Origin of the sequence: Chitinophaga pinensis, assembly GCF_007896845.1 — a bacterium.
Classification (GTDB): Bacteria; Bacteroidota; Bacteroidia; order Chitinophagales; family Chitinophagaceae; genus Chitinophaga; species Chitinophaga pinensis_C.
On the sequence record NZ_VOHS01000087.1, the window covers coordinates 1 to 10,018 of the forward strand.

General features: G+C 46.6%; 17 protein-coding genes and 3 pseudogenes. 14 read left to right on the forward strand and 6 right to left on the reverse strand.

Annotated features, from left to right (window positions below; translation table 11 throughout):
- The first annotated feature begins 495 nt into the window (after window positions 1-495).
- On the forward strand, window positions 496-651 hold the full coding sequence (locus FEF09_RS35230; RefSeq protein WP_409994912.1) for a helix-turn-helix domain-containing protein: 156 nt from the start codon (window positions 496-498) through the stop codon (window positions 649-651).
- 264 nt (window positions 652-915) lie between these two features.
- Here the strand turns inward: FEF09_RS35230 and FEF09_RS32450 are convergent, their stop codons facing one another.
- On the reverse strand, window positions 916-1,059 hold the full coding sequence (locus FEF09_RS32450) for a hypothetical protein (RefSeq protein WP_222597285.1): 144 nt from the start codon (window positions 1,057-1,059) through the stop codon (window positions 916-918).
- Window positions 1,060-1,119: 60 nt separating this feature from the next.
- On the opposite strand from FEF09_RS32450, the gene FEF09_RS32455 reads away from it, so the two are divergent.
- The 6 genes from FEF09_RS32455 to FEF09_RS32480 all read left to right on the forward strand — a co-directional run bounded on the left by FEF09_RS32455 (window position 1,120) and on the right by FEF09_RS32480 (window position 2,877).
- Window positions 1,120-1,239 (forward strand): FAD-dependent oxidoreductase, encoded by a 120-nt coding sequence (locus FEF09_RS32455; protein WP_222597286.1) that lies wholly within the window; start codon window positions 1,120-1,122, stop codon window positions 1,237-1,239.
- A gap of 28 nt (window positions 1,240-1,267) precedes the next feature.
- On the forward strand, window positions 1,268-1,711 hold the full coding sequence (locus FEF09_RS32460) for an NAD(P)/FAD-dependent oxidoreductase (protein WP_222597287.1): 444 nt from the start codon (window positions 1,268-1,270) through the stop codon (window positions 1,709-1,711).
- A gap of 62 nt (window positions 1,712-1,773) precedes the next feature.
- A complete protein-coding gene (locus tag FEF09_RS32465) occupies window positions 1,774-1,923 on the forward strand; it encodes a hypothetical protein (RefSeq protein ID WP_222597288.1) in 150 nt (49 codons plus the stop codon).
- Between the two features lie 17 nt (window positions 1,924-1,940).
- Window positions 1,941-2,261 carry an FAD-dependent oxidoreductase gene (locus FEF09_RS32470; protein WP_222597289.1) on the forward strand — a complete coding sequence of 107 codons (321 nt, stop codon included), beginning with the start codon at window positions 1,941-1,943 and terminating at the stop codon, window positions 2,259-2,261.
- A 44-nt stretch (window positions 2,262-2,305) separates the two neighbouring features.
- Window positions 2,306-2,617 (forward strand): hypothetical protein, encoded by a 312-nt coding sequence (locus FEF09_RS32475; protein WP_222597290.1) that lies wholly within the window; start codon window positions 2,306-2,308, stop codon window positions 2,615-2,617.
- Entirely contained in the window at window positions 2,611-2,877 is a 267-nt protein-coding gene (locus FEF09_RS32480; RefSeq protein ID WP_315898209.1) for an HAD hydrolase-like protein, read from the forward strand. Before FEF09_RS32475 ends, FEF09_RS32480 begins: the two co-directional genes overlap by 7 nt.
- A 166-nt stretch (window positions 2,878-3,043) precedes the next feature.
- Here FEF09_RS32480 and FEF09_RS29820 read toward each other — a convergent pair whose 3' ends face one another.
- From FEF09_RS29820 to FEF09_RS34305, 5 genes are all read right to left on the reverse strand, one after another.
- Complete coding sequence (locus FEF09_RS29820; RefSeq protein ID WP_146308506.1) at window positions 3,044-3,229, reverse strand: hypothetical protein; 186 nt, start codon at window positions 3,227-3,229, stop codon at window positions 3,044-3,046.
- Entirely contained in the window at window positions 3,208-4,461 is a 1,254-nt protein-coding gene (locus tag FEF09_RS29825) for a PAS domain S-box protein (RefSeq protein WP_146308508.1), read from the reverse strand. Before FEF09_RS29825 ends, FEF09_RS29820 begins: the two co-directional genes overlap by 22 nt.
- A gap of 141 nt (window positions 4,462-4,602) precedes the next feature.
- Complete coding sequence (locus FEF09_RS29830; RefSeq protein ID WP_146308510.1) at window positions 4,603-5,352, reverse strand: SDR family NAD(P)-dependent oxidoreductase; 750 nt, start codon at window positions 5,350-5,352, stop codon at window positions 4,603-4,605.
- Between the two features lie 39 nt (window positions 5,353-5,391).
- Window positions 5,392-6,261 carry a mannonate dehydratase gene (gene uxuA / locus FEF09_RS34300; RefSeq protein ID WP_261387946.1) on the reverse strand — a complete coding sequence of 290 codons (870 nt, stop codon included), beginning with the start codon at window positions 6,259-6,261 and terminating at the stop codon, window positions 5,392-5,394.
- Between the two features lie 4 nt (window positions 6,262-6,265).
- Window positions 6,266-6,751: a mannonate dehydratase gene (locus tag FEF09_RS34305; RefSeq protein ID WP_261387947.1), complete on the reverse strand. Its 486-nt coding sequence runs from the start codon at window positions 6,749-6,751 to the stop codon at window positions 6,266-6,268.
- 368 nt (window positions 6,752-7,119) lie between these two features.
- Here FEF09_RS34305 and FEF09_RS34310 point away from each other — a divergent pair, with 368 nt between their 5' ends.
- The 7 genes and pseudogenes from FEF09_RS34310 to FEF09_RS34330 form a co-directional block, all read left to right on the forward strand.
- The gene (locus FEF09_RS34310; RefSeq protein ID WP_261387948.1) at window positions 7,120-7,341 is read left to right on the forward strand and encodes a LacI family DNA-binding transcriptional regulator; all 222 of its coding nucleotides are present in this window, start codon (window positions 7,120-7,122) and stop codon (window positions 7,339-7,341) included.
- Between the two features lie 11 nt (window positions 7,342-7,352).
- Window positions 7,353-7,571: a hypothetical protein gene (locus FEF09_RS34315; protein ID WP_261387949.1), complete on the forward strand. Its 219-nt coding sequence runs from the start codon at window positions 7,353-7,355 to the stop codon at window positions 7,569-7,571.
- A 79-nt stretch (window positions 7,572-7,650) separates the two neighbouring features.
- A pseudogene (locus FEF09_RS34320) lies at window positions 7,651-8,150 on the forward strand (LacI family DNA-binding transcriptional regulator).
- Between the two features lie 32 nt (window positions 8,151-8,182).
- Window positions 8,183-8,569, forward strand: a complete 387-nt coding sequence (locus tag FEF09_RS29845; RefSeq protein WP_146308512.1) for a hypothetical protein — start codon at window positions 8,183-8,185, stop codon at window positions 8,567-8,569.
- Window positions 8,521-9,427: pseudogene (locus FEF09_RS35235) on the forward strand (glycosyl hydrolase 115 family protein); the annotation flags it as partial. The gene FEF09_RS29845 and the pseudogene FEF09_RS35235, both read left to right, overlap by 49 nt.
- 113 nt (window positions 9,428-9,540) lie before the next feature.
- A pseudogene (locus FEF09_RS34325) lies at window positions 9,541-9,660 on the forward strand (hypothetical protein); the annotation flags it as partial.
- Window positions 9,661-9,724: 64 nt separating this feature from the next.
- Window positions 9,725-10,018: hypothetical protein (locus FEF09_RS34330; RefSeq protein WP_261387951.1), on the forward strand; the 294-nt coding region annotated here is incomplete at its 3' end.

Below are 10,018 nucleotides of genomic sequence, written 5' to 3' on the forward strand. Positions count from 1 at the left end.
AGTGGCAGAAATAAAAGACAAACACTTCGATCAGTATATTTCCAGCAACCGGACCTGCGAAATCGGATGAACCTCGCCACAGGACAGGACTACAAATCAGTGATCTTCCTGCTGGAACAGGCGACCAGATAGCAACATCACATCTTAACATAACTGTAAAAGGCAGCTGCGAAAAAAGTATCATTCGTAGCTGCCTTTTCCGCTACAGATAAGCATAGATGCGTCGGTATACGTCGCGTATACGCCTGGTATGCGTCGGGTATAGGGTTAATTTTGACCCACGTAGCCATACGGACATTTCGCAACAGCATGAAAACCAGCAATTAAACAGCTCTTCCATATTCACCTCTGATTATCATTAATACTATTTTACCATCAGCGAGTTAAAACTACCAGCCCCTCCCCACGTTATTATAATATGTTATTTACAGCCCGGTCATTCCGGCTTAATCTAATTCACAATGAAGAGACACTTTAGTTCAGATCAGTAACAGAATAAAAGAAAAACGACGCGAAAAGAATATTACCGTGCAGGACCTTGCAGACCGTGCCAAGGTCATTAAAGGATTGATCTCACAGATTGAGAACAGCCGCACTATCCCCTCACTGATCGTTCTTATAGACATTATCAAGCCCTCGAAATTGACTTGAATGTCTTTTTTAAGATATCAGCACTACAAACGACCAACCGCTTGTACTGGTCAAAAAACCAGCTGATTACGACCCCTTTGAAAAGGAAGACGCCATCGGCTTTTTCTACAAACGCATTTTTACCCAGTCAGTCAATAAAGGCACAGTAGATATCGTATTGCTGGAACTCGAACCCGGAGCCAGCCGGCCCATGGTACAAACCGAAGCCTTCGAATATAAATACATGATCAATGGAGACGTCAGCTATCATATCGGCGTAGACGATTACCAGCTTTCAAAAGGAGATTCCCTCCTGTTCGATGGCGTATCTCCCACACACCAAAGAATACCAGCCATACCAACGCTATCATGCTCGTCATATACTTCTTTGAAAATAAAGAGGCTTAATAAAAAATTAATACCGCTCATGTAAACTATAGATAAACAAAGTTTAGTTTAGCTAAACTTTGTTTATCTATAGTTATGCTTATGACACAGCAACAAAAAGCCATCGTTATCGGCGCCGGCATTGTCGGTATGGCAACTGCCAGAGCCCTCGCATTAAAGGGTTTGAAGTGGAAGTATTCGAAAGGGATGAACGCGCTGTAGGCGCCTCTATCAGAAATTTCGGGATGATATGGCCATCGGACAACCATCAGGAAGACTTTATAAGAGAGCAAAACGCTCCCGCGAAATATGGCAATCCATCTGTGAAGAAGCCGGTATCTGGCACGATCCCACAGGATCACTTCATCTGGCCTACCATGAAGACGAACTACAAGCCATCCGGGAATATGTAAGCGCCAACGCGGCTGAACGTGACTGTACACTGCTGACACCTGCCGAAGCATTGGAAAAATCTCCCGCCATTAACCCTGATGGACTCCTCGGCGCCCTTTGGAGCCCTGACGAAATGATCGTTGAAGCCCGGGAAGCAATCGGACAGGTAGCCGCCTTTCTCGAAAAGAAATATAACATCCGTTTTCACTGGCATACCGCCATCATAAAATCAGCTATCCCACCGTCTGTTCGGGTAATCAACAGTGGGAAGCCGACAGGATCTATGTATGCAGCGGCGTAGACTTTGAAACACTCTACCCGGATACTTTCCGTCAGCTAAGTCTCACCAAATGTAAATTACAGATGATGCGTGCCGCCGCTCTCCCCGACGGACAACGTATCGGTCCTTCTCTCTGTGGTGGCCTCTCTATGGTACACTATCCCGGTTTTCAATCCGCCGCCTCATTACCAGCCCTGAAAAGCCGCTATGAGCACAATACGCGGAAGAATTAAAATGGGGTATTCATGTGATGGTGTCGCAAAACCAATACGGCGAACTGACCATCGGCGATTCACATGAATACGGTCTGACACACGATCCCTTCAGCCGTGGCTTTATTGATCAGATGATCATCAGATACCTCGGAACATTCACACAGTTGTCATCTTCACAAATCATCCAGCACTGGGTCGGATTTTATCCAAAGATGACCAATGGTAATACCGAACTGGTAGTAAGTCCGGAAACCGGTGTCACCATTATTAACGGTGTAGGCGGTAATGGTATGACGCTGTCCTTCGGTCTCGCGGAAGAAATCATCAACGGAGAGATTCCTGTCAGTACGCTTTAAGACACAGCGGTATCCATCTTTCACACCATCAATTGCTCTCAGTAATGCAAAAAATAAAAATGGTTGTTTTTGATATGGCCGGCACGACCATCAACGAAGACAATCTTGTATACAAAACATTAAGAAACGCCATTAACGAAGCAGGGTTCAGTTTTACACTGGTACAGGTACTGGCGGAAGGCGCAGGTAAAGAAAAGAAACAGGCGATCAGGTCTGTACTATCCGAATATGCAGGCGTGACCGACACACAACTGACTGACACGATATACAACAACTTTATTATACAGCTCACCGAGCGTATGCACGGGAAGCTATTCTCGCACAACCTAACGCGACCAATCTGTTTACGATACTAAAGGAAAGGAATATCCTGACGGTCCTGAATACCGGCTACGACAGACAAACAGCCACAGGCATTCTGCATAAAATAGGCTGGAAAGAAGGGGAAGAATATAATGCCCTGGTCACTGCCAGCGACGTACAGCGAAACAGACCGGAACCAGATATGATTTTTCACGCCATGCAGCAATTTCATATTACTGACAGCAATGAAGTAGTAAAAGTGGGAGATTCTACGATTGATATGAAGAGGGAAAGAATGCCGGCTGCGGACTAAGTATCGGTATCACAACCGGTGCACATACCAGCGCACAACTGACAACTGCGGCACCTGATTATATTATCAACGACCTGATTGAGCTCTTGCCACTACTGCATTAAACTACATGTTCATGCATCTTTATAGGCAGTGCCGGAACAGTGGTCTCACGCATGTCCGGCATTTATTTTTGACATCCGGTCAGTCCGGGTGATAAATAATCATGCTTCTCTATTACCTCCTGACTCTTCCGGATAATCTTACGGATAATATCGTCCAGCTCTGTCGAAGAAACCTGCAGGTAAGATAATAAGGTCTCTTTCGTCGCAAGGTCTACCCCGGCATCACTCAGTAACTGTACAATGCCCATGATGCGTGCAAGCGGCGCCCGTACAAGATGTGCCTGCGTCCATGTAATTTCTTCCAGCCGGTATTTTGCTCCTCTATCGCATTGATATACTTCCGTTTCTCTGTAATATCATAGGCGACCACCACCCGGGCTTCCTTATCGCAATAAGCAATAGCATTGCCACTCACATTGACAACAATCTCTTCACCCGACTTCTTCACGTGCTTTACAATGGCCGAATGATATTCCCGTGGTTTGATCTGTCCCTTGATGATCTCCTCCACTTCATGCCTGTTTTCAGGCCTTCTGATGTCCAGGAGTGTCATTGACAGGAATTCCTCCCTGCTGTAACCGTAAAGCGTCACAGCGGCCTTATTTACGTCCAGAAACTGATAAGTCTGCATATCATACACCCACATTGGCAAAGGACTCAGGTGAAACAGATCGCTGTAGCGTTTCTCCGAGGCCTCCAATGCGGCGGCCGTCTCCCGCTGTGAGGTAATATCCCGGAGTGTGCCGATCATCCTGATGGCCCTTCCTTCTCTGTTTCTTATAATGTAGCCGGTCTCCTCCACAAACAGATAGGTACCCATGGAATGCCGGAACCGGTATTGCGCATGCCAGTAGATCGTGTGCATATCCTGTAAGGCGCAACGAAGACTTTCCCGGGTCTTCAGCAAGTCATCCGGATGCACCATTCTGGACCAGCTTTTAAGCGGATATGGCTTACCATCGAGGGGATATCCGAATACACGGCAGAAACCATCCGCCCAGTAAATATTGTCCGCGGCCAGATCCCAGTCATAAATCGCCTCATTACTTGCCCTGCTGACATAATTGAAGCGCTCATTACTTAACCTGAGCTGCCGTTCTGTTTCCTTTGCCTTCTCCCGTTCCGTTACATTTATGGCTGATGCAATACGCGCATCCTCATGCCACGCCGTCATAGGCGTTGCCTGCAAATCGACAATAACCATTTCGCCTTTACTGGTAATGAATTTCACTGTCCCGATGTAGGGCAACCTGTGTCTGGCAGTGGTATTAATCAGCTCCATCATCTCACCCGAATAAAGCGCATGCCATAAGACATCCACCTTAAGGGAAAGAAATTTTTCCCGGGAGTAACCATATTCTCTACAGGCGGCATCATTGACAGCCAGTATTTGCAAACTGTTGATATCATACAGCCACATAGGAACAGGACTGTAGTTGTAGAGATCGAACGACGACCTCATTTCTTCCGAACTCATCATAACAAGGTAAACAGTATAGGAACAACGCTACGAAAATGCAATTGTAAATGTAGTCAATCGCCTGAAATATGCAACTATTGTAACAGCTTTTATATTCTTATCATGATAAGAACCGCCTCCCTGACCGTCTTCCATTTTTCTTCAGAATCCTATCGCATTCCCCCCATCCACCGGCAATACCACGCCAGTAATATATTGCGCCGCTTCGGAGGCCAGAAATAAAGCGGCCGCACCAATATCTGCCGGTTGCCCCAGATACCCCAACGGCGTCCGGCCCAATGCCTTTGATTTTCTCTCAGGATCGGCATCCAATGCTTTCGCACTCATATCTGTAGCAATAAACCCCGGCGCAATACAGTTAATCCGGATGCCAAAAGGTGACAACTCCGTAGCCATAGCTTTTGTCATCCCCTCTATCGCTGATTTTGACGCCGTATAGGCAATCACCTTCGGAATGCCGTACTGAGAAGCCATGGAGCTGATGTTAATGATACAACCGCTTATCTTCTTTTCCAGCTGATGCTTTACCACCTCACGGGATAAAGCAAAAACAGCCGTCACATTCGTCTGCAGCACAGACTGAAATTCCTCATCTGTCACCTCTGTAAACGATTTCTTCATATTGATGCCGGCATTGTTGACTAATATATCTATATGACCATACCGGCCAATGATCTTATCAATCATTACAGGAATAGCACCCAGCTCACTCAGATCACAGGCGTAACATTCACTGTCAGAACCAAGCTGCTCACAGGCACTCCGCAATTTCTGCTCGTCCCTGCCGACGATAACGGTATAAATATCATGTTGAACAAACTGTGCTGCAATGGCGAATCCAATGCCGGAACCACCGCCGGTAACGATTGCCAGTTTCTTTGTAGTATTCATCTTTTCGTGGAATGATCAATGTATATAGATGAGACCTTTCTATTTATAACGATATAGTTTTATCCGCTGAATACCCCATTCTCCCAAAGGAATCCGGATATGACGACCCTGATGTATCTGATCACCATTCAATCTTCTGCCGGGTATCCATTTTCCATCTGTGTAAACGCCTTCCTCTGCCTGCAATATACCAACAACAGGAGACCCGCTAAAAAAGCCGGCCAATAATAGAACCAATAACGTGAACAGGTGGCGTAATACGCCGGTCTCCAGCCCTCTCAGTTCGGCAAGCCCTTTTAGTCTGCCGATCGCACTATATCCCGGATACGTCGTTTTGTCAAGATCATCCAGCATCTGATGACCATGATCCGGACGCATAGGTATTGATACATTCCGCTTTTGCATCAGCAAGGCAATTTCACTGACAATCACATACATGTCTGCATCTCCTGCGAGATGAGCGGCTTCATAAAAATTGCCGGCTGCGTCTCTTTTTGTATTGCGCAAATGCAGAAAACAAATACGATCGCCCAGCCGCTGTATCATACCGGGAAGATCATTATCTGCCCTTGCACCAAATGAACCCGTACAGAAACACAGCCCATTGGCCGCTGATGGCACGGCATCAAACAGATATTGTACATCTGCTTCTGTACTGACAATCCGGGGTAAACCCAAAACAGGATAAGGCGGATCATCCGGATGAATAGCCAGCTGTATATACAGTTCTTCTGCTACAGGTGTGACTGCGGAAAGAAAATCACAAAGATGTTTACGGAGCTTATCCGCATCTATATCGCTATAGGTTGCCAGCGCATGTAACACTTCTTCTGCAGTGAACTGTCCATCCGTTCCCGGCAAGCCTAGTAAGGCATTCCTGTAAAGCTTTTCCCGTTCTTCCTGTGGCATTGTCTCATATCTGAGACGGGCCTTTTGATCGTTTCCGCATCATAATCAAGGGCTGCATCCGGTCGTTGCAACTGAAACAGGTCAAACGCGACAAAGCAGCCCGTTCAAAATATAAGGCATGACTCCCATCTTCCATCGGATAGTCAATATGTGTACGTACCCAATCCAGTACGGGCATAAAGTTGTACGTAACTACCTGAATACCACAGGCAGCCAGATTACGCAGACTTTCCTGATAATTGGCTATGTGCCGGAGATAATCACCCGATTGTCTTTTAATATCTTCACTCACCGGTAAACTTTCAACCACCGTCCACCTCATGCCCGCCGCTTCTATCAGCTGACGGCGTTCTGTAATAGCCGCTATCGGCCATATTTCACCCGGCGCAATATGATGTAATGCTGTTACGACACCGGTACAACCAGCCTGCCTGATATATCGCAGGGGCACAGTATCTCCGGGACCAAACCAACGCATTGTTTGTTCCATCTGCATAACGAATTAATTAGGAATTATGAATCAGGGATTACGAATCGGTGACCCTGATCCTCATATGTATAGCTGTGTAATTGTAGAACATCAATACCAACAGGAGTCTGATGCCGGATCATAAAGAATTTCGTCACGCGTAATTCTTCATGTAATCATTTTTCAAAACGGGAACTCTCTTCATTCTACACTCCTAAAATAAAGACAATTTCTAAAATTGCAACCGATTGTGTAATTTATTTTCTAAAAAAGTTTACTTTAGCTGTACATTTAAACCACACAAGCGATTGTGCTGAAAAATGTATCCACGATATGAGTGCCGGTAAGCAACGCTCCTTTTCATTACCTTACACAGACATCCGACATTTATGGCAAACGAAAGAGAGGTGACCATATATGACATCGCCCGGGAACTGAATATTTCCGCTACCACGGTCAGCCGTGGATTGCAGGACCATCCTACCATCAGCAAGAAAACAAAAAGAAGATCCTCGATCTTGCTGAACAGATGGGCTATCGCAGTAACCACTTTGCACGTAGTCTGCGGAGCCAGAAAACAAACACTTTCGGTATCATCGTTCCCAGACTGAACAGCCATTTTATGTCTTCTGTTATCGCCGGTATTGAAACAGCTGCCAACGAACAGAATTTCTCACTGCTCATCGCACAATCCTCAGAATCATCCATAAAAGAAGCTGCCAGCGCCAGAACGATGTTTGACAGCCGTGTAGACGGTCTGCTGGTATCTCTGGCAGTAGATACAACAGACCTGAGCCACTTGATAATTTCTTCAGAAAGAATATACCGGTCATCTTTTTGACCGTGTACAACAACATGAAAGCTCTGTCAATATCCTGATAGATAACCGTCAGGCGGCATGGAATGCCACACGCCATCTGATAGATCAGGGCTGCCGCAGAATTTTGCATATCACGGCACCAACAGTACAAAACGTTTATAAAGACAGGTTAAAAGGCTATAAAGAGGCCCTGAGCGAACATAAAATAAAGTTCAGGGAGGACTATGTACTCATTACAGACCTGAGTCAGGAAGCAGGTGCACAGGCCGCCCGCACCATCCTGAAGATGAAGCCCCTGCCTGATGGCATTTTGTAGCCAACGACAGTTGTGCAGTCGGTTGTATGCTGGCATTGAAAGAACAGGGTATCCGCATTCCGCAGGACATTGCTTTTGTCGGATTCAATAACGACCCTGTTACCAAAGTCATTGAGCCCAATCTGACCACGATCAATTATTCAGGGTATGAGATGGGACAGGTAGCTGCCAGACACCTGATCAATCACGTCAGAGACGTCTCTTTTATCAGCAGCACCAATACCATCATACTCCGGTCAGAACTCATTGTAAGGGCATCATCCCTGAAGAAAGGCGCTAAGTAGCAGATAAGGACCCACTATAGAATAATTCCATTATGAAAAAACTGAGCAACATTCTCTTATTGTTGATCCTCGGTCAGTGCCTGCATGCGCAGCAACTGCTGATCACCCGGACGGATAAAAGCAACTTTCCTCTGGTAGATATAAACCCGGCTGCTATTTACGTAGACAGTACAGATGATTGGCTGGTGAATAAAGCAGCCTCCTTGCTACAGACAGACATTGAGCAGGTAACGGGTAAAAAGCCTGCTATCATTCACAACATCGATAGCGCACCCAGACACCTTGTTATCATTGGTACTTATAACAATGCTGCCGCTATAAAGGCGCTTGTACGCAATAAAAAGGCGGATTATAATTCACTGAAAGGCAAATGGGAAACCTTCCGTATACACACATTCCCTCCCCCTTCCCACATGTAGAAAAAGCACTGGTCATTACCGGCAGCGATAAAAGGGGTACCGCATATGGTGTATTAGAACTCTCCAGACAGGCCGGTGTTTCACCATGGTACTGGTGGGCAGATGTACCTGTTAAAAAACAGGCGAAGCTCTTTGTCAAAAACAGCCGCTATCAGTCTGCCACCCCTTCCGTAAAATACCGGGGTATCTTCATCAACGATGAAGCACCCGCTTTTGCCAACTGGACAAAAGAGCAATTCGGCGGTTTCAATCACAAAGTATACGAACGGATGTTTGAACTGCTGCTCCGGCTAAAAGCCAACTACCTCTGGCCCGCCATGTGGGGCAATGCATTCAATGACGACGATAGCCTTAATCCGGTAATGGCCGACAAATGGGGTATCGTGATGGGTTCTTCCCATCATGAGCCCATGTTACGTGCACACGATGAATGGCGCCGCTACGGCAAAGGTCCGTGGAACTACGTAAAGAATGACTCCACTTTACGCGATTCTGGCGCAAAGGCATTACCCGCATGGGTAATCACGAAAGCATTGTAACGATCGGTATGCGGGGTGATGGAGATGAACCTATGACACAAGGTACCGCTACCGCACTACTGGAACGCATCGTAAAGGATCAAAGGCAGATCATTAGTGACATCACAGGCAGGCCGGCAAACGCCACGCCCCAGCTATGGGCCTTGTACAAAGAAGTACAGGACTACTATGACAAAGGGATGCGTGTGCCGGACGATGTCACACTACTGCTCTGTGATGACAACTGGGGTAATATCCGCAAACTGCCAGATCCCGGAGAAGACCAAGAGGGGGCGGCTACGGCATCTACTATCATTTCGATTATGTCGGCGATCCGCGTAACTACAAATGGCTCAACACCAACAATATCGCCCGTGTCCGGGAACAGATGTACCTCGCCAAGCCTATGGTGCGGATAAAATATGGATCGTCAATGTCGGTGATCTCAAACCCATGGAATTCCCCATCTCCTTCTTCTGGACTATGCATGGGATACAAAAACTCTGGAATGAGGATAATCTGAGGGACTATTACACACAATGGGCAGCAGAACATTTGGCGACACGCAGGCAAAGAGATCGGGAGATACTGCGCCTTTATGGTCAATACGCCGCCAGACGAAAACCGGAGCTACTGGATGCCAACACCTACAGTCTGGACGCCTATAACGAAGCTGCGCGTGTATTACACGAATGGGAAGCCTTACTGGCGGCTACAGAAAAAGTGTATGCCACCATGCCTCCGGCATACAAATGCCTGCTTCGAATTGCTGCTACATCCTGTAAAAGCATTCACCATCATTCATCAGCTGTATTATGCTGTGGCGATGAACAAAAAGCTGGCAGCTGCAAACGACTCCGGCGCCAACGGCTGGGCTGATAAAGCAAAACAGCTGTATATCAGCGACTCCTTATTGTCCCGGGAATACCAC

Coding starts and splice junctions, on each gene's coding strand:
- FEF09_RS32450 (WP_222597285.1), bottom strand. CDS start 1,059: ATGAGCGGTATTAATTTTTTATTAAGCCTCTTTATTTTCAAAGAAGTA.
- FEF09_RS32455 (WP_222597286.1), top strand. CDS start 1,120: ATGACACAGCAACAAAAAGCCATCGTTATCGGCGCCGGCATTGTCGGT.
- FEF09_RS32460 (WP_222597287.1), top strand. CDS start 1,268: ATGGCCATCGGACAACCATCAGGAAGACTTTATAAGAGAGCAAAACGC.
- FEF09_RS32465 (WP_222597288.1), top strand. CDS start 1,774: ATGATGCGTGCCGCCGCTCTCCCCGACGGACAACGTATCGGTCCTTCT.
- FEF09_RS32470 (WP_222597289.1), top strand. CDS start 1,941: ATGGTGTCGCAAAACCAATACGGCGAACTGACCATCGGCGATTCACAT.
- FEF09_RS32475 (WP_222597290.1), top strand. CDS start 2,306: ATGCAAAAAATAAAAATGGTTGTTTTTGATATGGCCGGCACGACCATC.
- FEF09_RS29820 (WP_146308506.1), bottom strand. CDS start 3,229: ATGGGCATTGTACAGTTACTGAGTGATGCCGGGGTAGACCTTGCGACG.
- FEF09_RS29825 (WP_146308508.1), bottom strand. CDS start 4,461: ATGATGAGTTCGGAAGAAATGAGGTCGTCGTTCGATCTCTACAACTAC.
- FEF09_RS29830 (WP_146308510.1), bottom strand. CDS start 5,352: ATGAATACTACAAAGAAACTGGCAATCGTTACCGGCGGTGGTTCCGGC.
- uxuA (WP_261387946.1), bottom strand. CDS start 6,261: ATGCCACAGGAAGAACGGGAAAAGCTTTACAGGAATGCCTTACTAGGC.
- FEF09_RS34305 (WP_261387947.1), bottom strand. CDS start 6,751: ATGGAACAAACAATGCGTTGGTTTGGTCCCGGAGATACTGTGCCCCTG.
- FEF09_RS34310 (WP_261387948.1), top strand. CDS start 7,120: ATGGCAAACGAAAGAGAGGTGACCATATATGACATCGCCCGGGAACTG.
- FEF09_RS34315 (WP_261387949.1), top strand. CDS start 7,353: ATGTCTTCTGTTATCGCCGGTATTGAAACAGCTGCCAACGAACAGAAT.
- FEF09_RS29845 (WP_146308512.1), top strand. CDS start 8,183: ATGAAAAAACTGAGCAACATTCTCTTATTGTTGATCCTCGGTCAGTGC.